This is a genomic window from Curtobacterium pusillum, assembly GCF_007673235.1.
In the GTDB taxonomy this organism is placed as follows: Bacteria; Actinomycetota; Actinomycetes; order Actinomycetales; family Microbacteriaceae; genus Curtobacterium; species Curtobacterium pusillum_C.
The window spans coordinates 309151-330755 of sequence record NZ_VDZH01000001.1 but is presented as its reverse complement, the minus strand read 5'-3'; the positions used below and the strand labels follow the sequence as shown (position 1 = coordinate 330755).

General features: G+C 71.0%; 19 protein-coding genes and 1 tRNA gene. 4 read left to right on the top strand and 16 right to left on the bottom strand.

What is annotated here, in order from left to right; all coding sequences use genetic code 11:
* Positions 1 to 127 precede the first annotated feature (127 nt).
* Positions 128 to 1456, top strand: a complete 1329-nt coding sequence (locus FS532_RS01510) for an MFS transporter (RefSeq protein WP_144749704.1) — start codon at positions 128 to 130, stop codon at positions 1454 to 1456.
* A 572-nt stretch (positions 1457 to 2028) separates the two neighbouring features.
* On the opposite strand, the gene FS532_RS01505 is transcribed toward FS532_RS01510, so the two are convergent.
* The 7 genes from FS532_RS01505 to polA all read right to left on the bottom strand — a co-directional run bounded on the left by FS532_RS01505 (position 2029) and on the right by polA (position 12769).
* Positions 2029 to 3327: an acyltransferase gene (locus FS532_RS01505; protein WP_144749702.1), complete on the bottom strand. Its 1299-nt coding sequence runs from the start codon at positions 3325 to 3327 to the stop codon at positions 2029 to 2031.
* Positions 3324 to 4820 carry a class I adenylate-forming enzyme family protein gene (locus FS532_RS01500; protein ID WP_144749700.1) on the bottom strand — a complete coding sequence of 499 codons (1497 nt, stop codon included), beginning with the start codon at positions 4818 to 4820 and terminating at the stop codon, positions 3324 to 3326. Before FS532_RS01500 ends, FS532_RS01505 begins: the two co-directional genes overlap by 4 nt.
* 80 nt (positions 4821 to 4900) lie before the next feature.
* Positions 4901 to 5947, bottom strand: a complete 1047-nt coding sequence (locus tag FS532_RS01495) for a BPSS1187 family protein (RefSeq protein ID WP_144749698.1) — start codon at positions 5945 to 5947, stop codon at positions 4901 to 4903.
* The gene (coaE, locus tag FS532_RS01490; RefSeq protein ID WP_144749696.1) at positions 5944 to 6546 is read right to left on the bottom strand and encodes a dephospho-CoA kinase; all 603 of its coding nucleotides are present in this window, start codon (positions 6544 to 6546) and stop codon (positions 5944 to 5946) included. Before coaE ends, FS532_RS01495 begins: the two co-directional genes overlap by 4 nt.
* A gap of 94 nt (positions 6547 to 6640) precedes the next feature.
* Positions 6641 to 8104 carry a 30S ribosomal protein S1 gene (gene rpsA, locus FS532_RS01485; protein ID WP_144749694.1) on the bottom strand — a complete coding sequence of 488 codons (1464 nt, stop codon included), beginning with the start codon at positions 8102 to 8104 and terminating at the stop codon, positions 6641 to 6643.
* Positions 8105 to 8307: 203 nt separating this feature from the next.
* Positions 8308 to 9987 carry a DUF885 domain-containing protein gene (locus FS532_RS01480; protein WP_144749692.1) on the bottom strand — a complete coding sequence of 560 codons (1680 nt, stop codon included), beginning with the start codon at positions 9985 to 9987 and terminating at the stop codon, positions 8308 to 8310.
* Between the two features lie 109 nt (positions 9988 to 10096).
* On the bottom strand, positions 10097 to 12769 hold the full coding sequence (polA, locus tag FS532_RS01475) for a DNA polymerase I (RefSeq protein ID WP_144749690.1): 2673 nt from the start codon (positions 12767 to 12769) through the stop codon (positions 10097 to 10099).
* Positions 12770 to 12869: 100 nt separating this feature from the next.
* On the opposite strand from polA, the gene FS532_RS01470 reads away from it, so the two are divergent.
* Positions 12870 to 13238 carry a PaaI family thioesterase gene (locus FS532_RS01470; RefSeq protein ID WP_079238910.1) on the top strand — a complete coding sequence of 123 codons (369 nt, stop codon included), beginning with the start codon at positions 12870 to 12872 and terminating at the stop codon, positions 13236 to 13238.
* 29 nt (positions 13239 to 13267) lie between these two features.
* Entirely contained in the window at positions 13268 to 13642 is a 375-nt protein-coding gene (locus FS532_RS01465; RefSeq protein WP_144749688.1) for a VOC family protein, read from the top strand.
* 12 nt (positions 13643 to 13654) lie between these two features.
* Here the strand turns inward: FS532_RS01465 and FS532_RS01460 are convergent, their stop codons facing one another.
* From FS532_RS01460 to FS532_RS01435, 6 genes are all read right to left on the bottom strand, one after another.
* The gene (locus FS532_RS01460) at positions 13655 to 14125 is read right to left on the bottom strand and encodes a GNAT family N-acetyltransferase (protein ID WP_144749686.1); all 471 of its coding nucleotides are present in this window, start codon (positions 14123 to 14125) and stop codon (positions 13655 to 13657) included.
* Positions 14126 to 14224: 99 nt separating this feature from the next.
* A complete protein-coding gene (locus FS532_RS01455) occupies positions 14225 to 14830 on the bottom strand; it encodes an ANTAR domain-containing response regulator (RefSeq protein WP_079236134.1) in 606 nt (201 codons plus the stop codon).
* 47 nt (positions 14831 to 14877) lie between these two features.
* Positions 14878 to 14958: transfer RNA gene (locus tag FS532_RS01450), tRNA-Leu, on the bottom strand.
* A gap of 39 nt (positions 14959 to 14997) precedes the next feature.
* Complete coding sequence (locus tag FS532_RS01445; protein ID WP_144749684.1) at positions 14998 to 15558, bottom strand: MOSC domain-containing protein; 561 nt, start codon at positions 15556 to 15558, stop codon at positions 14998 to 15000.
* 9 nt (positions 15559 to 15567) lie between these two features.
* Positions 15568 to 17064, bottom strand: a complete 1497-nt coding sequence (locus tag FS532_RS01440) for a sensor histidine kinase (RefSeq protein WP_144749682.1) — start codon at positions 17062 to 17064, stop codon at positions 15568 to 15570.
* Positions 17061 to 17744, bottom strand: coding sequence for a response regulator (locus tag FS532_RS01435; protein ID WP_260852491.1), 684 nt, complete (start codon positions 17742 to 17744; stop codon positions 17061 to 17063). Before FS532_RS01435 ends, FS532_RS01440 begins: the two co-directional genes overlap by 4 nt.
* A gap of 146 nt (positions 17745 to 17890) precedes the next feature.
* Here FS532_RS01435 and FS532_RS01430 point away from each other — a divergent pair, with 146 nt between their 5' ends.
* Entirely contained in the window at positions 17891 to 18325 is a 435-nt protein-coding gene (locus FS532_RS01430) for a hypothetical protein (protein ID WP_144749678.1), read from the top strand.
* Between the two features lie 74 nt (positions 18326 to 18399).
* Here FS532_RS01430 and FS532_RS01425 read toward each other — a convergent pair whose 3' ends face one another.
* From FS532_RS01425 to exaC, 3 genes are read right to left on the bottom strand one after another with little or no spacing between them, the layout of a single operon-like run.
* The gene (locus tag FS532_RS01425; RefSeq protein WP_144749676.1) at positions 18400 to 19575 is read right to left on the bottom strand and encodes a GAF domain-containing protein; all 1176 of its coding nucleotides are present in this window, start codon (positions 19573 to 19575) and stop codon (positions 18400 to 18402) included.
* A gap of 46 nt (positions 19576 to 19621) precedes the next feature.
* The gene (locus FS532_RS01420) at positions 19622 to 20038 is read right to left on the bottom strand and encodes a DUF779 domain-containing protein (protein WP_144749674.1); all 417 of its coding nucleotides are present in this window, start codon (positions 20036 to 20038) and stop codon (positions 19622 to 19624) included.
* On the bottom strand, positions 20038 to 21579 hold the full coding sequence (exaC, locus tag FS532_RS01415; RefSeq protein ID WP_144749672.1) for an acetaldehyde dehydrogenase ExaC: 1542 nt from the start codon (positions 21577 to 21579) through the stop codon (positions 20038 to 20040). The genes FS532_RS01420 and exaC overlap by 1 nt, the downstream gene beginning before the upstream one ends.
* Between the last annotated feature and the right edge of the window lie 26 nt (positions 21580 to 21605).

Genomic DNA, 21605 nt, shown 5'->3' with positions numbered 1-21605 from the left:
CGGAGCCGTCTGCTCGCCCTCGGCGTATCGTCCGTCCCAAGCAGCCTCCAAGACGGCTGATAGCGACCGGGCATAGCCTCCGATCCGTTCAGCAACCCGACACCTTCTCACTCCCCGAAGAGGCCCCATGACGACGGCGACCCCCGCCGCACCGACGAAGGGCACCCCGATCCGCGGACGCATCCGCGGGCGGGTGCTCATGCTGCTGTGCTGCATGTACGCGATCTCGTACATCGACCGCACGAACATCTCCACCGCACTCCCCCACATCACCGAGGACTTCGGCTTCAACGAGACGACGGCGGGGCTCATCGTCTCCGCCTTCGCCCTGCCGTACGCGCTGCTGCAGGTCTTCGGGGGGACCATCGCCGAGAAGTTCGGCCCGCGGAAGGCCCTCTTCGTCATCACCGTCGTCTGGGGCGTGGCGACCCTGTGGACGGGGTTCTCGGTCGGGTTCTGGACCCTCTTCGCCGCCCGCGCACTCCTCGGTCTCAGTGAGGCCGCAGCGTTCCCCGCAGCGACCCAGGCGATGAGCCGCTGGATCCCCCGCGACCGGAACGGCTTCGCGCAGGGCGTCGTGCACTCGGCCGCCCGGCTCGGGAACGCCCTCGCACCGCTCCTCGTCGCATGGGTGATCGGCGCCACCGGCAGCTGGCGCTGGGCGTTCTTCGCGACCGCCGTCCTGTCGATCGCCTGGGCCATCGTCTGGTTCGTCTGGTTCCGCGACAAGCCCGAGGACACCGCGGGCATCAAGCAGGTCGAACTCGACGAGCTCCCGCCGGTCGAGACCCGCGCGACCCGCCCGCCCGTCCCGTGGCGCACGCTCGCCCGCCAGATCCTGCCGGTCACCTTCGTCGACTTCGGCTACGGCTGGGTGCTCTGGGTGTTCCTCACCTGGATCCCGACCTTCCTGAGCAGCACGTACGGCCTGCCGATCAGCCAGTTCGCGCTCTTCACCACCCTGGTGCTGCTCGCTGGCGTCGTCGGCGACACGGTCGGCGGCATGCTGAGCGACCGCATCATCCACCGAGGGGGCAACAGCCGGAACGCCCGACGGATCGTGCTCGTCATCGGACTGGGCGGCTCGCTCGTCTGCCTCCTTCCGCTCGTCATCGGGCAGGGGCTCGTCGTGGCGACGATCTCCCTCGCCCTCTCGTTCTTCTTCCTCGAGCTCTGCAACGCGAACCTCTGGGCGATCCCGATGGACGTCGCGCCCCAGTGGTCCGGCACGGCGTCCGGCTTCATGAACACCGGCTTCGGCATCGCCGGCGTCATCTCGCCGATCGTGTTCGGCGTGCTCATCGACGCCTCTGGCTGGCAACTGCCGTTCGCGCTGTCGTGCGCACTGCTCGCGGCGGCTGCGGTCGTCGCGTGGGTCATGAAGCCGCAGCGGCTCACGATGACCGACGGCGTCCTCGAGATCGGCACCCCGAAGGCCGAGCAGCCGGCCGCCTGACGGCCCGCTCGCCGCGCGAGCGGGCGAAATTCGTCACTCTCGGCACTCGAAAGGTGCGCATTTCGCCCGCTCGCGCGGCACCGGACGGGAGGCGCGGTGCCAGCCCGCCCCGCGCCTCCGGGCCGACACCCGCTCGCCGAAGCGACGGATCCCGTCAACCGCACCACCTTCCTGCCGCCAACCCGACAGATTGCGTGGAACCATTCGCAGCACTCTGTCGCTTTCGCGACGCAGCGTCCACCGGCCTGGAGGCACGGTGCCAGCCCGCCCCGCGCCTCCAGACCGACACCCACTCGCCGAAGCGACAGATCCGGTCACGCGCAGCACCTTGCTACCGCCAAGGCGACGGATTGCGCGGAACCGTCCGCAGCACTCTGTCGCTTTCGCGACGCAGCGCCTACCGGACGGCAGGCGCGGCGCCAGCCCGTCCCGCGCCTCCGGACCGACACCCACTCGCCGAAGCGACAGATCCCGTCAACCGCGCCACGTTGCTGCCGTGAACGCGACAGATTCCGCGGAACCATCCGCAGCACACTGTCGCTTTCGCGGGAGCGACCCCGCCGCAGCCCGCGTCAGCGCGCGGCGCGCCGCCCCACGTCGTCCGTCTCGCCCACGAGCGCGTCGTCGGGTTCGACCGGCTCCGCCGACCGCGCCGGTGCGGGCACCGGCGACGGCGCCCCCGCAGCAGCCGCACGCTTCCGCGCCCGTGCCTCCCGCTGCCCGCGGGACGCGAGCGACGGCCGCCCGGTCAGCGGCACGCTCAACGGCGTCCACCGGAACAGTTCCGTCACCGCGACGGACAGCACGAGCACGAGCAGGTACGTCACGAGCGTCAGCCACGGCTTCGGCACGACCCGCTCGAGCCAGCTGTCGCCGTACAGCAGGATCCAGATCATGAACGGGTGGCTCAGGAAGATCCCGAACGACCGGTCCGACCCGTAGTCGATGAAGCGTGCGAGCGGGCTGCCGGGCCGGCGTCGGTCCGCCCAGCGGGCTCCGATCGCCAGGAACCCGACGAAGACCGCGCCGCTCCAGACCGCCTGGATCGGCTGCAACGGCGTGCCGGCGGCGTAGAGCGACTGCCCGAGCCCGACCTGCAGCGCCCAGACGCCGAGGGTGAGGACGCCCACCCCGGCGAAGCCCCAGAGCACGGCACGCCGGTGGACGCGGATGAAGCGGAGGAAGCGGTCGGCGTGGTCCGCGGCGATGGCGCCGGACACGATGAAGAACACGTACGAGAAGAAGAACTGCTTCTGGTACCCCTGCAGCCAGGCGTCGCTCGCGGGGAAGTACTTGTACCCGGCGAAGACGACCAGCTGGACCACCAGGGAGACGACGAGCAGGGTGACGTGGTGGCCGCGGGTCCTCCGGACGAGCCAGACGATCACCGGCAGCAGCAGGTACACCTGCATGGTCACGAGCAGGAAGTACAGGTGGTACCAGGAGACTCCGGTGACGATGCCCTCGGCGTAGGTGCGGACGAGGTCGGGGACGTCGCCTCGCCGGGTGCTGCTGAGCAACCACGACGCGGCGATGTAGACGAACGACCACGCCAGGTACGGCACACCCACGAGCAGGAAGCGCTTCGGCCAGAACTGCGCCATCGGCCGCGGCCGGAGCGTGTAGCTGTACACGAGCACGAACGCCGTGAGCGAGAAGAACACCAGGCGGGTGAAGTGCAACAGCCCGAGCAGTGCGTTCAGCGGCACGTCGTCGGTGGCGACCGTGTGGCTCGTGGTGTGGACGCCGATCACGCACGCGAAGGTGAGGATGCGGAGGACGTCCACCTCGTACAGGTGACGGGGCTTCCCCTCCGCGGTCCGGGTGGGCGTCTGCTCGCCGGTGCTCGGAGCGGTGGCAGCGGCGCTCACGGGTGGGCGGCCATCGTGCGCACCTTCGCCCGCTGCACCTTGCCGGTCGGTGCGCGGGGCAGGTCGGGTACGACGACGATCTCGACGGGGCGCCGGAACCGGGTGAGGCGTGCCTCGGCGCGTGCGGTCAGGTCGGCGACGAGGGCCTCGGCGTCGACCGGCTCGTCGGGTTGCGGGATGACGTACGCGATCGGCACGGCACCGAGGACGTCGTGCGGGCGTCCGACGACCACGGCCTCGAGGACGCGTTCGTCCCCGAGCAGGACGTCCTCGACCTCGGACGGGTAGACCTTCTCGCCACCGCGGTTGATCACGTCGTCGGAGCGCCCCGCGAGGGACACCCATCCGTCCGCCGACACCGAGCCGACGTCACCCGTGCTCAGCCAGCCGTCGGCGTCGAAGCGTTCGGCGGCGCGGCCGAACAGGTAGCGGTGGACGATGCCCTCGCCGCGGACCCAGAGCGCACCGACCTCGTCGGCGGGCAGGACGGAGCCGTCCTCGCCCCGGACCTGCACCTCCGAACCCACTGGCACGCCCACGGTCCCGACGCGTGCCGACGCACCGAGCGGCGTCGCGGTGATCTGCGACGCGCCCTCGGTCATCCCCCAGCTCACGACGAGCGGGACGTCGCCCAGCGCCTGACGCACCGGGTCGGGCAGCGGAGCCGACGCACTGCGGACGAAGCGCAGGCCCTCCGGGAAGTCCAGCGGGCCGGTCTTCGCGAGGACCGCGAGGATCGCCGGCACCGCGTTCAGCCAGGTGATCCGTCGCTCGGCGAGCAGCTCCCAGAACCCGGTACGGCGGAAGCGTCGGTCGAGCACGAGCGTCGCGCCGGACACCAGTGTCGCGAGCAGGCCAACGACCTCGGCGTTCACGTGGAAGAGCGGCAGGGAGTTGAAGCCGCGGTCCGCCGACGTGAGGGCGTTGTGGCGTGCGACGGCGCGTGCCACGAAGAGCAGCTGCGACTCGGGCAGTTCGACACCCTTCGGCGTGCCGGTCGACCCGGAGGTGAACAGCACGACCGATCCCTCGCCCGGAGCATCCGGGCTCTCCGACGGCAGGTCGCCGTCGCGGACGCCGGCCGGGAGGAACGTGGCCGCGTCGATCCCGCTGGCGGGAGCCCCGGGGACGGTCGCGTCGACGGCGCGGTCCGACACCACCATGGAGGCACCACCGATCAGGTCGGCGAGCCGACCGGGTTCCGTCGTCGGCTGGCCGGTGTCGACGGGGATCGCACGGCGACCGGTCGCGAGGGCGGCGAGGTGCACGACGGCGAAGGCGAGCGGGTCACCGAGGTCGACGAGGACCGCGCCGGACGCCGGGACGCCGATCGCGTCGAACGTCGACGACCACGCGGACACGGCGTCGTCGAGGGCACGGTAGGTCAGGACGCGGTCACTGCGCGCGTCCTCGAGGTAGTTGCGCTCGCCGTCCTGCTCCGCCCGAGTGCGGATGATCGAGCGCAGGTCGGGTCGTTCGCCTGCTTGCTGCACGGACTCAGAGTATTGCGGCTCCCTATGACGGGTCCGAGGTACTGCGGCTTCCTGTGACGGGTCCGAGGCACCGCGTCTTTCTAGGACGGATCCGCGCCGTCGGGTCCGGCCGGGAACCGGTGGAGGAGCCACTGCCAGAGCGCGAGCATCCGAGGGGTGCCGTCCGGGCCGAGGGGCGTCGAGTCCTTGATCGTCCGGGAGTGCGACTCCCCCGGCGACCCGACCCGGATGTCGGTGAGGATCGCGTGCGGGTCCGCGTCGGTGCCCGGTGGTGCGGTGTCGGTGCGGAACGGGCCCGTCGGACCGTCGAGGCCCAGTACCTTCCACGACCCACGGATCCGCGGACCGAACACGTCGCGGTTGTCGTCGATGGCGTACATCCGATCGACCGGGGTCTTGCCGGGTCGGTCCATCCAGGCGGCGTGCTCCGCGCCGAGCGACTCCACCGGGGACGAGAACATCAGCGCGCCCTGCACCGACCGGATGTGCGCGATGTACGCCGCCTCGCCGCCGCCCTGCGAGTGCCCGGCGACGACGATGTCGTTCCACGCGATGTCGTCGCCGTCCTGGACGAACCGACCCCAGCCGCCACCGGGGTCGTGGTCGTCGAGGTACGCGATCGCGTCACGGAACCGCGACACGATCGAACCGGAGGGCCGCACGGAGCTGAACTCGGACGGGCGGCTGCCGTCGAAGCGGTTGCGCTGCACCTGGCCGTAGCAGTGCGCGTCGGCCTCGCACGTGCCCGAGAGGGTCCTGCCCAGGTTCCAGTAGTCGAGCCCGAGCACGTGGTACCCGTCCTGCAGCGCGGTGCCGAGGAACAGCTGGTAGTCGGCCGGTCTCGCGCGGGTCGCCGGCAGGAAGAGCAGCAGTGGGCCGTCGGCGTTGGTGCGTGCCGCGAAGTCGTCGCGGTTCGGTTCGAGTCGCTGCCCGTTGATTGTGCCGAGCCGGAAGCGGTGGAACTCCCCCTCCGGGCCGTGCCCATCGCCGTGCGGCCGGTCCGCCGCCGAGATCCGTCCGTGCTGTTCCACCCGCTGCCCGCCGAGCACGTTCGCCGCGACCAGTGCCGCGGCGCCCATCGCGACGAGCACGACCGCCGCCACGATCAGGAGCAGCCGGTGCTTCATCGGGAGAGGCGTCCCCAGACCTCGTCCGCCGAGCGGATGGTGTCCGCGAGCGTCCCGGTGGCGTCGACGACGTGGTCCGCCAGTGCCAGCCGTTCAGCGTCACTCGCCTGCGCGGACACGCGACGCTCGGCCTCATCACGGGCCATGCCGCGGTGGTCGACGAGTCGCTCGATCCGCTGCGCCGCGGGCGCGTCCACCACCACGACCGCGTCGAAGTGCAGCGGACGGCTGCCACGGGCCTCGGCCAGGAGCGGGACGTCGTACACGACCACCGCATCGGGATCGGCGGCCTCGGCTGCGTCGAAGGCGAGTCGGGCGAGGCGCCAGACCTCGGGATGGGTGATCGCCTCGAGGTCCTTCCGAGCGGCGGAGTCCGAGAACACGACCGCACCGAGAGCCGGACGATCGAGTGACCCGTCGGCCGCGATCACACCGGGTCCGAACCGCTCCGCGACCTGCGCGAGACCGGGACTCCCCGGGGCCACCGCCGCACGCGCGAGCCGATCGGCGTCGACCACGACCGCGCCGTGCTCCGCCCAGCGCCCGGAGACCGTCGACTTGCCCGCGGCGATGCCGCCCGTGAGACCGATGATGCGCACCGGAACAGCGTAGCGAGCGCACCTGCCCGAACGGCCGGAAGCCCGGCACCCCTTCTCAGGGATGCCGGGCTTCCGGTACGGGCGAACCGCTCGATCAGTTGGTCGAGCTGAGCTTCTCGCGGAGCGCTGCGAGCGAGGCGTCGTCGGCCAGGGTGCCCTGACCGTTCGACTCGTTCGCGAACGTCGACGACGACGAGGCCGTGGCGGGGAGATCGAAGTCGCCCTTCGCCTCGTCGGCGATGGTCTTCGCGACCTGCGCCTTGTGGGCTTCCCAACGCGACTGGGCGGCCGCGTACTGGCCCTCCCACTCGGTGCGCTGGGTGTCGTAGCCCTCGAGCCACTCGTTCGTCTCCGGGTCGAAGCCGTCCGGGTACTTGTAGTCACCCTTGTCGTCGTACTCGGTCGGCATGCCGTAGAGCGCCGGGTCGAACTCGGTGCCCTCGGGGTCGACACCCTCGTTGGCCTGCTTGAGGCTGAGCGAGATGCGGCGACGGTCGAGGTCGATGTCGATGATCTTGACGAAGACCTCGTCGTTGACCGACACGACCTGCTCGGCGAGCTCGACGTGCTTGTTCGACAGCTCCGAGATGTGCACGAGGCCCTCGATGCCGTCGGCAACGCGGACGAAGGCACCGAACGGCACGAGCTTCGTGACCTTGCCCGGCGCGATCTGACCGATCGCGTGGGTGCGGGCGAAGACCTGCCACGGGTCCTCCTGCGTGGCCTTGAGCGAGAGCGACACGCGCTCGCGGTCCAGGTCCACCTCAAGGATCTCGACGGTGACTTCCTGACCGACCTCGACGACCTCGCTGGCGTGCTCGATGTGCTTCCAGCTGAGCTCGGAGACGTGGACGAGACCGTCGACGCCACCCAGGTCGACGAACGCACCGAAGTTGACGATCGACGACACGATGCCCTTGCGGACCTGGCCCTTGTGGAGGTTGTTGAGGAAGGTGGTGCGCGACTCGGACTGCGTCTGCTCGAGCAGGGCGCGGCGCGAGAGGACCACGTTGTTGCGGTTCTTGTCGAGCTCGAGGATCTTCGCCTCGAGCTCCTGGCCGAGGTACGGCGTGAGGTCGCGGACGCGACGCAGCTCGATGAGCGAGGCCGGGAGGAAGCCACGGAGGCCGATGTCGACGATGAGACCGCCCTTGACGACCTCGATGACCGTGCCGGTCACGACGCCGTCGGACTCCTTGATCTTCTCGACGTCGCCCCACGCACGCTCGTACTGCGCGCGCTTCTTCGACAGGATGAGGCGACCTTCCTTGTCCTCCTTCTGGAGAACCAGGGCCTCGACCTCGTCGCCGACCTCGACGACCTCGTTGGGGTCGACGTCGTGCTTGATCGAGAGTTCGCGCGAGGGGATGACACCCTCGGTCTTGTAACCGACGTCGAGGAGGACCTCGTCGCGGTCGATCTTCACGACGGTGCCGGAGATGAGGTCTCCGTCGTTGAAGAACTTCAGGGTCTTCTCGACCTCGGCCAGGAAGTCATCAGCCGAGCCGATGTCGTTGATGGCGACCTGCTTGGGAGCCTTGGTCGTGGTGGTTGTCATGTAGAGATTGCTCCGAACGGACATGAGTCGGGCCGTGACGGCGAGGGAGCGACCCCCTGGTCCGTACCGGATGCCGGTGCGAGCCGTCGTGGCGATGTGGTTGATTGGCGCGGGATGCGCCGCACAAGTCTAACCGCACGCAGCGAAGGCCCACAACCGGGCGTGTCACCCGGTTGCGGGCCTGCCGCTGTCGGTCAGTCCGCTCAGTCGAGCAGTGCGGTCCGGAGGGTGTCGAGGCCGATGCTGCCGAGCGCGAGGGCGCGGTGGTGGAACGCCTTGAGGTCGAAGGCCGCGCCCTCACGAGCGGCGACCTCGTCACGGATCGACTCCCAGACGCGCTGCCCCACCTTGTAGGACGGTGCCTGGCCCGGCCAGCCGAAGTACCGGGCCACCTCGAACTGCACGAAGGCGTCGGACATGTTCACGTTCTCGCGCATGAAGTCGAGCGCGTACTCCCACGTCCACGCGCCGCCGTCGGGGTTCGTCTTCTGCAGGTGGACGCCGATGTCGAGCACCACGCGGGCGGCGCGCATCCGCTGGCCGTCGAGCATGCCGAGGCGGTCGCCGTCGTCGTCGAGGAAGCCGAGCTGCTCCATCAGTCGCTCGGCGTAGAGCGCCCAGCCCTCGACGTGGCCCGACGACCCGGACAGCTGCCGGCGCCAGGTGTTCAGCTCGCCGCGGTTGTAGACGCCCTGGCTGATCTGGAGGTGGTGCCCCGGGACGCCCTCGTGGTACACCGTGGTCTTCTCACGCCAGGTGCCGAACTCGGTGACGCCCTGCGGCACGGACCACCACATGCGACCGGCGCGGGAGAAGTCGTCGGACGGGCCCGTGTAGTAGATCCCGCCCTCCTGCGTGGGGGCGATCCGGCACTCGAGACGCTTGATCGGGTCGGCGATGTCGAAGTACTTGCCGTCCATCGCCCGGACCGACTCGTCGCTCGTCTCCTGCATCCAGCGCTGCAGGGCGTCGGTGCCGTGGAGGACACGGGCGGGGTCGGTGTCGAGGACCTCGATCGCGCGGGCGACGCTCGCACCGGACTCGATGCGGTCGGCGATGCGCTCCTGCTCGGCACGCATCCGGGCGAGCTCCTCGATCCCCCACTCGTAGGTCTCGTCGAGGTCGACCACGGCGCCGAGGAAGCGGCGGGAGTGCAGCTCGTACGCCTCACGCCCGACAGCGTCCACCGGGGTCGCGAGGGGCAGCAGCTCGTGCTCGAGGAACTGCCCGAACGACCGGTACGCGGCCGCCGCGACCTCGGCCCCGCGGGCGAGGTCGGCACGCAGCGACTCGGGGACGGAGCCGCCGGCCTCCAGTGCGGCACCGTCGACGAGCTGCTGGAAGACGCCACCCTCGGCGCCGTTGCGGGCGGCCTGTTCGGCGATGAGCGCGACCTGGCGCTTCGCGGGCGTGACGTCCTCGCGGGTGCCCTCGAGCAGGGTCTCGCGGATGCCCTCGAGCGCGTCGGGCAGCGCCTGCAGGCGGCTCGCGATGTCCTGCCAGTCCGACTCGGTCCCGGTCGGCATGAGGTCGAGGATCTCGCGGACGGACTGCGCCGGGCTCGCGATGACGTTGAGGTCGCGGAGGTGGAGCTTCCGGTCGTACGACTCCTGGATCAGGTCGAGCTCGGCGCCGAGGTCGGTCTTCGTCACGCGGTCGACGGCGTCCACTGCGTCGGCCGCGTCGAGGTCGCGCTTCGCTGCGCGTGCGGCGTCGGCGAGGGCCGCTGCGCCGGCGGGCGAGGTGTCGCCGTACTCCCCCGTGCGCCCGGGCACACCGATGTACGTGGCGACGGTCGGGTCGAGGTCGACGAGGGTGGTCACCCAGTCCTCGGCGACACGGTCGACTGCGGAGGGCTGGCGGACGGGTCGGTCTTCGGTCATGCTCTCGACCCTATCGAGGACCGCCGACGGGTCTGCGACCCGGCCGCAGACGGACTGGAGGCACGGTGCCGGCCGACACCGTGCCTCCGGTCCGACAGACGGTCGCGCGTCAGTGCGCCGCCGCCTCCCAGTTCGGGCCGAGACCGACGGACACGTCCAGCGGGACGCTCAGTTCGGCAGCGCCGCCCATGCGGGTGCGGAGGATCTCCTCGACGCGATCCTGCTCGCCGGGAGCGACCTCGAGGATGAGCTCGTCGTGGACCTGCAGCAGCAGGTGCGACCCGAGGTCGCCCTCGCGCAGGTCCTGAGCGACACCGAGCATGGCGATCTTCATGATGTCGGCAGCCGACCCCTGGATCGGCGCGTTCAGGGCGGCACGCTCCGCGTTCTCACGGAGGACGCGGTTCGGGCTCTTGAGGTCCGGGAACGGACGGCGGCGACCGAAGATGGTCTCCGTGTAGCCGTCCTCCCTCGCCTGCTCGACGACGCCGCGGAGGTAGTCGCGCACGGCGCCGAAGCGGGCGAAGTACTCGGTCATGAGCGTCTTCGCCTCGGACTGCTCGATGCGGAGCTGCTTCGACAGACCGAACGGGCTGAGGCCGTACGCGAGGCCGTACGACATCGCCTTGACCTTCGTGCGCATCTCCGGGGTGACGTCCGACGGCTCGACCGAGAACACCCGCGCGCCGACGAAGCGGTGCAGGTCCTCGCCCTCGTTGAACGCCTGGATCAGCCCCGGGTCACCGGAGAGGTGCGCCATGATGCGCATCTCGATCTGCGAGTAGTCGGCGGTGATGAGCGTCGTGTACGGCTCGGCCACGGCGAAGGCCGAGCGCACCCGACGGCCGACCGCGGTCTTCACCGGGATGTTCTGCAGGTTCGGGTCGGTCGACGAGATCCGGCCCGTGCTGCTGCCGGTCTGCTCGTACCGCGTGTGGATCCGCCCGTCGACGACCGCGGCGTCGAGCGTGTCGACGATCTGCCGGAGCTTCGTCGCGTCGCGGTGCTGCAGCAGCAGACCGAGGAACGGGTGCGGGTGCTGTTCCTGCAGGTCGGTGAGGCTGGCGGCGTCGGTCGAGAACCCGGTCTTCGTCTTGCGGGTCTTCGGCATCGCGAGCTCGGTGAAGAGGACTTCCTGCAGCTGCTTCGGCGACCCGAGGTTGACCTCGTGCCCGATCTCGGCGAACGCCTGCTGTGCGAGCTCGGCGGCGCGCTCCCCAAGGTCGTGCGAGAGCCCGGTCAGCACGGGACGGTCGATGCCGACGCCGATGGTCTCCATGCCCGCGAGGACGGGGACGAGCGGCAGCTCGATGTCGTCGAGCACCCGCAGCGAGGACTCGTCGATCCGGGCGCGCAGGGCGGTGGAGACCCGCAGCACGAACCAGGCGTGCACCCCCACGTTCACCGGGTCGGTCTCGGGGACGAGCTGGTTCGGGTCCGCCGTCGGGAGTTCTTCGCCGAGCTCCTGGTAGACGAGGTCCGTGAGGGGCTGCCCCTGCTTGCCCGGCTGCGCGAGCCAACCGGTGATGCGGGCGTCACCGGCGATGCCGTTCACCTGGATGCCGACCCCGGCGAGGGCCTTGATGGCTTCCTTCGCGTCGTGGAAGTGCTTCGGGGCGTCCGACGCGAACCACGCCGACAGCTGCTCGTAGTCCTTCGCGCCGCTGCCGCCGGGCACGAGGACCGCATCGTCGTGCGTCGCGATGCCGATCGCGCTGAGACGACCGTCGATGACCTCGACCGCGACGCCGTAGCCGTTCGCCGCCTCGGACGCGTTGCGACGCTCGAGCCAGTAGCCGAGTTCCTCGTCGATCAGGGTCTTCACCGGCGGCGGGGTCGGCGCACCGCTGTCGACCGAGCCCTCGGCCTCGCCGGACCCCGACGGCTCGCCGGAGCCCGCGACCTTGAACACGCGGTCGAGCAGCGTGCGGAACTGCAGCTTCGCGAACAGCTCGCGCACCGCGGTCTCGTCGAGTGGACGGAGCGCGACGTCGGCCGGACCGACGGGCAGCTCGACGTCGTTGACGAGCCGGTTGAGCCTGCGGTTCCGGATCGCCCGGTCCTTCTGCTCGCGCAGGTTGTTGCCGACGACGCCCTTGATCTCATCGGCGTGCTCGAGCACACCGTCGAGCGAGCCGTACGCCGTGATCCACTTCACCGCGGTCTTCTCGCCGACCTTGTCGATGCCGATCAGGTTGTCGCTGGTCTCGCCGACGAGCGCCGCGATGTCCGGGTACTGGTGCGGCTCGATGCCGTAGCGCTCGTAGACCTTGTCGCGGTCGTAGCGGGTGAGTTCCGATACCCCGCGGACCGACGGGTAGAGCAGCGTGACGTCGTCGTTCACGAGCTGGATCGAGTCGCGGTCGCCGGAGACGACGTAGACCTGGTAGCCCTGCTCGGACCCTTGACGGGCGAAGGTGGCGAGGATGTCGTCGGCCTCGTAGTCCTCCTTCGTGACCGTCGTGATGCCCATCGCCTCGAGCGCCTGCTGCAGGAGCGGGATCTGACCCTTGAACTCGGCCGGGGTCTCGGAGCGGGTGCCCTTGTAGTCCTCGTACTCACGGGTGCGGAACGAGAACCGGGAGATGTCGAACGCGACCGCGAGGTGGGTCGGCTTCTCGCGCTGGAGGAGCATGAGCAGCATCGAGATGAAGCCGTGGATGGCGTTCGTGTGCTGCCCCTCGCGGTTCACGAAACTGTCGACCGGCAGCGCGTAGAAGGCCCGGAAGGCGAGCGAGTGGCCGTCGATGACCATGAGGGTAGGCTTTTCGGAGTCCGACACCCGGACAGCCTACCGACGCCATCCGACACGGGAGTCCGCCAGCGTGACCGACGAAGCCACCACCACCGGGACCGTCGACGATCGCCTCGCCGACCGCGGCATGGGCGAGCTCGCCGAGAAGATGGGCATGGTCATCACGGAGCTCTCGGCCGAACGGGCCGTCGGCACCATCCCGGTCGAGGGCAACCGCCAGCCCGTCGGCCTGCTGCACGGGGGCGCGTACGTCGTCCTCGCCGAGAGCCTCGGCTCGATGGCCGCGAACGTGCACGCCGGCCCCGGCCGCTACGCCGTCGGCATCGAACTGAACGCGTCGCACTCGCGGAGCGCCACGAGCGGCCTGGTCACGGGCACCTGCACGGCGCTCCACCTCGGCGGCACGCTCACCACGCACGAGATCGTCCTGACCGACGACCAGGGGCGGCGCTGCTCCACCGTGCGCATCACCAACATGATCCGCGAGGCCCGCTGAACCCCTCGCACCGACGCAGGGAGTCCGCCATGGACTGGAAGATCGAACTCATCATGGTCCCCGTGAGCGACGTCGATCGCGCTCGCGAGTTCTACGAACGCATCGGATTCACCATCGACCACGACCAACGGGTGTCCGACGGGCTCCGGTTCGTCCAGGCCACCCCGCCCGGGTCGGCCTGCTCGATCGCCTTCGGCGAGGGCATCATGTCCCCCGACGTGGTCCCCGGATCGCTCAAGTCCATCCAGGTCGTCGTTCCCGACGCCGACGAGGCCCTCGCCCACCTGCAGGGGCTCGGGGTGAACGCGATCGGTGTCGACGAGATGGCCTGGGGCCGGTTCGTCTTCTTCACCGACCCCGACGAGAACGCCTGGACGCTCCAGCAGCTGCCCGCCCGGAACTGACGAACGACCGGTTCAGTCCTCCGGCGGCCGTTGGAGCAGGAGCCGCGCATCGCCGAACCCGAGGCGACGGTAGAGCGTTTCGCCGTCGACGCTCGAGTGCACCGACGTGCGCTCCACCCCGAGCTCGTCGGCCACGTCGAGCAGCGCCGTGACGAGCCGCTTCGCGACGCCGCGCCCGCGCAGGTCCGGGTGCACGTACACCGTCTGCACGTCGGCGGTCAGCCGGCGCCCGGGTCGGTCCGGTGTCGGTGGCCGCGCGACGAGCCCGAGCCACGCCATCCCGAGCACGCGGCCCTCGTGCTCCGCGACGACGCAGCGGTGTGTCTCGGGGTGTGCGACGGCGAACGCCGCCATCGCCTCGCGGTACGCCTCCGACGTCGTCGAGGGCGTCGCGCCGCCCTCCTCCACGCTCCACCGCCAGCGCAGTTCGGCCACCGCGGGCATGTCGTCGGGCCTGGAGGCACGGATCACCACGTCGTCCACGGCTCCAGTCAAGCAGGTGGTCGGCCCGGCGTGCCCCGGGAACACAGCAGCGCCGCCGGACACCGGGTCCGGCGGCGCTGCGTGAGCGTCGGTGAGCGACTACTTCTTGGCGCTGAGCTGCTCGATGATCGCCTTGGCGACGTCGTGCATGGTGAGGCGACGGTCCATCGAGGCCTTCTGGATCCAGCGGAACGCCTCCGGCTCGGTGAGGCCCATCTTCTCGTTGAGCAGGCCCTTGGCGCGGTCGACGAGCTTGCGGGTCTCGAAGCGCTCGACGAGGTCGGCGACCTCGGCCTCGAGCGTGATGATCTGCTGGTGACGCGAGAGGGCGATCTCGATCGCGGGCAGCAGGTCGTTCGGCGTGAACGGCTTGACGACGTAGGCGAGGGCGCCGGCCTCGGTCGCACGCTCGACGAGGTCCTTCTGGCTGAACGCCGTGAGGAGGACCACCGGAGCGATGTGGTTCTTCGAGAGCTTCTCCGCCGCGGAGATGCCGTCGAGCTGGGGCATCTTGACGTCCATCACGACCAGGTCCGGACGGAGGTCGGTGGCGAGCTGCACGGCGGTCTCGCCGTCACCCGCTTCGCCGACGACGTCGAATCCGTTGTCGCGGAGGATCTCCACGATGTCGAGGCGGATGAGCGACTCGTCCTCGGCGACGACGACGCGACGGGGTGCTGGTGCAGTTGCTTCTGTGTCACTCACAGCCAGAAGCCTACTAGACCTCGGAAGTCAGTCGCGTCAGAACCTTGTACGAGTGGCGGGACTCGAACCCGCACGCCGTGAAGCAGAGCATTTTGAGTGCCCCGTGTCTACCATTCCACCACACTCGCAGAGGACACCAGGGTACAGGAGCCGCGACGGCCTGACGATCACACCGGGGCGAGGGGGACGTGCGCGCCGACGGGCAGCTCGACGTCGATCCGGTCACCGCCGCGCACCGTGCCACCGGCGACGACGACGCTCATCACGCCGCCCTTCCGCTCGACGGTGCCGTCGTCCGCACGGCCGAGGACCGCCCGGAGGAGCCCCGGCTCGAAGTCGTTGATCTGCTGGCACGGGTTGCGGAGACCGGTGACGCGGACGACCGCCTCGTCACCGAGACGCAGCAGCGTGCCCTCGGGCAGCCCGAGCAGGTCGACGCCGCGCGTGGTGACGTTCTCCCCCATCGCCCCGGGTGTGACGTGGAAGCCGTCGTCCGCGACCTCGTCGAAGACCTCGGCGTGCAGGAGGTGCACCTGCCGGAGGTTCGGCTGGGAGGGGTCGCGGGCGACACGGGACCGGTGCTGCACGGTGGTGCCGGCGTGGGCGTCGCCCTCGATGCCCCAGCCCTCGACGAGCACGATCTCGTCGACGACCGGTTTGCTGAAGCGGTGTGCGTCGTCACGGCTGACCGACACCACCCTCGCCTGATCCTGCGCCCCGTCGGTCATGCTCCGACGCTACCGAGCCGATGCGCCCGGCACCAGAGGCGGGGGTGCGACGGCGTGCACGTGTGCCGACGACGGCAGCCGCAGCACGAAGACCGCGCCACCCAGGTCGCCGGCCTCCCCGCACGCGAGGGTCCCGCCGTGTGCGACGGCGATGCCCCGCGCGATCGGGAGCCCGAGTCCGGCGCCGCCTGATCGCGCATCGCGGGCGTCCTCGAGTCGGACGAGCCGGTCGAACACCCGTTCGCGGTCGACCGACGCGATCCCGGGACCGTCGTCCTCGACCGTGAGGACCGGGCCGTCCACCGTGTCGGTCAGTCCGATCCGGACGGTTCCCTCCGGGCCGGTCGCCCGTGCAGCGTTGTCGACGAGGTTCCCGACGACCTGCGCGAGGCGGTCGGGGTCGACGTCCGCCTCGACGGACGTGTCCGGCGTCTCGACCCGGATCGTCGTCAGCGGCAGCCGGAGCCGGAGCCGGTCGACCTCGGTGTCGAGCCACGGCACGAGGTCGGTCGGCCGTCGTTCGAGGTCGATCCCTCGGTCGAGCCGGGCCATCGTGAGCATGTCGTCGACGAGTCGCGCAGCCCGGTCCGCCTGCCGGACGACGTGCACGGCGAGCACCTCGCGGGTCGTCGGGTCGTCGTCCCCGTTCCGCACGAGGGTGTCCGCGGCGGCCCGGACGCCGGCGACCGGCGTCCGGAGCTCGTGCGCGGCGTCCGACAGGAAGGCTCGGACCCGTTCCTCGGCGGCGACCGCCTGCGCCTCCGCCCCCTCGACCGCGTCGAGCATCTCGTCGAAGGCCGTCGCGACCCGGCCGATCTCGGTGTCGGTGCGGGCGGGTCGGAGGCGTCGGCCACGGTCACCGCCGGCGATCGACCGCGCGGCGGCGGTCACCTCGTCCAGGGGTCGCAGGGTCCGCCGGACGACGACCACGACGCCGACGACCGCGACGCCCAGGAACGCTGCGGAGGCACCACCCATCACCCAGCCGAGCTGCGCCAGGGTCTCCTGCACGTCACGGGTGCCGGCCGTGAGCGTGATGCGGGTGCCGTCGTCGAGGTCGGACCGCAACGTCAGGACCCCGTCGTCCTCGTGGACGGACGACGAGGTGATCCGAGCACCGAACGCCGTGGACCCCGCCGCCGAGGAGCCCTCCTCAGCGGGTACCGGCGCCGGCAGGGCCTTCGGGTCCGGCGGTCCGGCGCGGAGCTGGGCGGGAGTCGGGCCGGCCTCGACCGCGGCTCCGTCGGGTTGCACGATGCGGACCGAGAGCCCCTGTGCGGACAGGCGATCGGCGAGGTCGTCGGCGTCGAGGACCCCGACGAGCGCGGCTGCTGCGGAGGCCCGGTCGCGGAGACGGTCCTCGACCTGCGCACGCAACCGCACGCCGAGCACGGCCTCGACCGCGACCACGAGCCCGGTCAGCAGCACGGCGAGGAGCACGAGGATCGCGACGACCGTCCGGAGCCGGAGGGACGTCGTGCGGAGCCGGCCGTCGGGCGCCCTCACGCGGCGCCTCGGTCGATGTCGAGTCGGTAGCCCAGCCCACGGACGGTGTGCACGAGTCGGGGTCCGTGCGCCTCCATCTTGCGGCGGAGTGCACTGAGGTGCACCTCGACGAGGTTCGGTGCGACATCGTCGTACCCCCACACCTGCGTCGTGATCTGACCCTTCGACACCGTCCGCCCCCGGCTCTCGGCAAGGAAGCGGAGCAGTCGGAACTCGGTCGCGGTCAGGTCGAGCAGCGCACCCGCACGGCGTGCCGTGGCGGCTTCAGGGTCGAGCACGAGGTCGCCGACCTCGATCACGGACGGCACGCGGCCGCGTCGTCGGAGCACCGCCGTGACGCGTGCCACGAGCTCGGCCATCGCGAACGGCTTCACCACGTAGTCGTCGGCGCCCTCGGCGAAGCCGCGCAACCGGTCGTCCAGCTCGTCCCGCGCGGTCATCATCACGACCGATGCGTCGGAGCGCGACCGGACCCGTGCGGCCAGGAGGATGCCGCTCGGCCCGGGCAGCATCCAGTCGAGGAGGACCAGGTCCGGCGCGGCTCGGTCGATGTCGTCGACGAGGGACCGGCCGTCAGCGGACTCCGCGACGAGGAACCCCTCGGCGCGGAGCGTCGTCCCGACGGCGGCGCGGAGGGCGTCGTCGTCCTCGACCACGAGGATGCGTGCTGCAGCGTTCACGGCGGACACCGTAGGTCGGCTCCGCCACTACGGAGCATGGAGCCGCCTGGGGAACCCCTGTGCTTTAGTTCTGCTTCAGATTCGAGCTCGAGCGTCGTCCTCGTCGGCGGACCGCCCGGTCCACCGACTCGACGAACGGAGACACCATGCAGGACGAACGACACGACACTCGCCGACGGACCCTCCGCCGTGTCGGCATCGGCTCGGCCGCCGCGGCTGCGCTGCTCCTCGGCGGGCTCGGCGTGACCGCAGCGGTCGCGGACAGCAGCGGCAGCACGACCCCGGCGGCTGCTCCGACCGGAGCACCCAGCGGTGCGCCGAGCGGTGCACCGAGCGTCCCCGGGAACGACGGGAAGGCGGCGCCCACCCCGCCCGCGGACGGGAAGGCCGCGCCGGCACCTGCGCCCGCACCGGGCTGCGTGGCGATCCCGGACGGGAAGGCGCCCACCCCGCCGAAGGACGGGAACGCGCCCACACCGCCCGCGGGCGGGAAGGCCCCGACTCCGCCGGAGGACGGGAACGCGCCGACCCCGCCTGCCGACGGCGCGACGCCGTCACCGGTGCCCACCTCGGGTTCCTGACGCACGGAACACCACTGCGGGAGGCGCGGACCGTCGGCCGACCGGTCGACGCGAGCCGCGCCTCCAGGCCGTCGTCACGGACGTTCGAGCGCCTCGATCGCCGCCACGAGACCGGCGCGTCGCGGCGACCGCCGCGGCAGCACCGCGAGCAACGCGCGCAGCACCTGCTCGTCCGCACCGCCGTCCGCGGTGCGCGCCCACGCCTGCAGGGCGTCGGAGCCGCCGTCGGCGACGAGCGCCTCGCGGAACCGCAGGCGGACGCGGTCGCGCAGGTCGTCGACGCCGGGTGATGCCGACCCCGGCAGGACCGGCCCGGTGTACCCGCTGACGGCCTGGAGGCGCGCCCCGCGTTCGAGCGCCGACAGCACGGTGTCGACGTCGGTGCGGATGCCGTCCAGGCGGTACGGCCGCGACGTCAGGGTCGCGCCCGGCGCGTGCTGCGCGAGGACGCGTCGGAGGCGCACGACCTCCGCCCGCAGGGTGGTCACCGCGCGGCGGTCGCCGTAGACGGCGGCCGCGAGGTCCTCGGCGGCGAGACCGGCGGGCGTCGACGCCAGCACCGCCGTGATCTCGGAGTGCCGCTCGGACAGCCGGACCGCGTGGTCGCCCGTCCGGAGCGTCGCCGTGTCCGATCCGAGCAGGACGAGTTCGGAGCCGGGCAGCGCGCGGGCAGCAGGTCGACGGGGGTGTCGCAGCGCCGCGAGGGCGAGCTCGGCCTCGGCGGCCGCGACGGTGGCGGTCAGCAGCGGCAGGGTGTGCCGCTCGACCGCCCGGTCGTCGCCCGTGATGTCGACGGCGCCGACCACCTGGCCGGTGGCGTCGCGGAGTGGCACGGCGGTGCACGAGAACCGCTTCACGGCGTTCGCGTAGTGCTCGTCCGACCGGATCTGCACGCCACGGCCGAGCCGGAGGGCCGTCCCCGGCGCGCTCGTGCCGGCGCGGTCCTCTGCCCAGTCCGCCCCGGCGACGAACCCCATCCCCTCGGCGGCACGACGTGCGCTCGACGCGCCGTCCACCCACACGAGTCGCCCCGACGCGTCGGTCACGGCAGCGATGCACCCGGCGGCCCGGACGTCGTCGAGCAGCAGCTTCCGGACGACCGGCAGGGCGGTCCCGAGCGGTCCCTGGCGGCGCAGTGCCTCGAGTTCGTCGGCACCGAGCGCGAGTTGCGGTACGCCGTCCGGGTCGACGCGGGCGGAGCGCTGCCAGGACTCGGCGACGAGCGGGCGGAGCGTCCGGGGTGCACCCATGCGTCCTCCGTCCGGGTCCGCCCGCCGCGTCGGTGCGTCGGTGTCGTCAGCCTACGTCCGCCGACCTGCGCGGGCCAGGGCCTGCCGGCACCAGGCCGAGATCCGCGAGCTCGGCGTCGTCGAACATCCGGGAGCGGGTGAGGAACCGCTTGCCCTCGGGGACCTCGAGGGAGAACCCCGCGCCACGACCGTCCACGACGTCGATCGTGAGGTGGGTGTACTTCCAGTACTCGAACTGGGACTTCGACATGTACACCTCGATCGGCTCGATCCCTGGGACGTCGAGCGCGCCGAGGAGCACGTCGCCGGAACCGGTCGTGAACATGCCGACGGGGTAGCACATCGGGCTGGAGCCGTCGCAGCACCCGCCCGACTGGTGGAACATGAGCGGGCCGTGCCGGGCGGCGAGGGAGCGCAGGAGCTCCCCCGCCGCCGGCGTGACCGCCACGCGGTCGGTGCTCATCAGAAGAAGCCCATCGGGCCTTCGGCGTACGAGACGAGCAGGTTCTTCGTCTGCTGGTAGTGCTCGAGCATCATCTTGTGGTTCTCGCGGCCGATGCCTGATTGCTTGTACCCGCCGAACGCCGCCCCGGCCGGGTACTGGTGGTAGGTGTTCTCCCACACGCGTCCCGCCTGGATGTCCCGCCCGGCGCGGTACAGCGTGGTCGCCTCGCGGCTCCACACCCCGGCGCCGAGACCGTACAGCGTGTCGTTCGCGATCGAGATGGCCTCGTCGTACCCGCTGAAGCTCGTCAGGGCGAGGACCGGGCCGAAGATCTCCTCCTGGAAGATCCGCATCGAGTTGTCGCCCTCGAAGACCGTCGGGGTGACGTAGTACCCGCCGGACAGCTCACCGCCGAGGTCCGCACGCTCGCCGCCGGTCAGGAGCTTCGCGCCCTCCTGCTTCCCGATGTCGATGTAGCTCAGGATCTTCTCGAGCTGGTCGTTGGAGGCCTGCGCGCCGATCATCGTCGACAGGTCGAGCGGGTGCCCCTGCTTCACGGCACGGACCCGGTCGAGACCGTCGGCGACGAAGCCGTCGTAGATCTCCTTCGCCACGAGTGCCCGGGACGGACACGTGCACACCTCGCCCTGGTTGAGGTTGAAGAACGCGAAGCCCTCGAGCGCCTTGTCGTAGAAGGCGTCCTTGTCCTGGGCGACGTCCGCGAAGAACACGTTCGGGCTCTTGCCGCCGAGCTCGAGCGTCACCGGGATGAGGTTCTGGGACGCGTACTGCATGATCAGCCGGCCGGTGGTGGTCTCACCGGTGAACGCGACCTTCCGGATGTCCGGGTGCTGCGCGAGGGGCGCGCCGACCTCGATGCCGAAGCCGTTCACGACGTTCAGCACGCCGGCCGGCAGGAGGTCCTTGATGAGGTCGACGAGCAAGTGGATCGACGCCGGCGTCTGCTCGGCTGGCTTCAGGACGACGCAGTTGCCGGCGGCGAGGGCCGGCGCGAGCTTCCACACCGCCATCAGGATCGGGAAGTTCCACGGGATGATCTGGCCGACCACGCCGAGCGGTTCGTGGAAGTGGTACGCCACGGTGTCGTGGTCGATCTCCCCCGTCGATCCCTCCTGCGCGCGGATCGCACCGGCGAAGTAGCGGAAGTGGTCGATCGCCAGCGGGATGTCGGCGCCGATGGTCTCGCGGATCGGCTTGCCGTTCTCCCACGTCTCGGCGACCGCCAGGGCCTCGAGGTTCTGCTCCATCCGGTCGGCGATCTTGTTGAGGATCCCGGCGCGCTCGGCGACGCTCGTCCGCCCCCATGCCGGGAACGCCTTCCACGCGGCCTCGACCGCGCGGTCGACGTCGGTGGAGTCGCCACGGGCGATCTCCGTGAACACCTTGCCGGTGACGGGCGTCGGGTTCTCGAAGTACTGGCCACCGGCCGGCGGGACGTACTCGCCACCGATGAAGTGGTCGTACCGGGAACGGTACGAGACGAGCGAGCCCTCCTCGCCGGGGGCGGCGTAGGTGGTGGGCGAGGGTGCGATGGTCATGGTGGACACCTTTCGACGACTCTGTC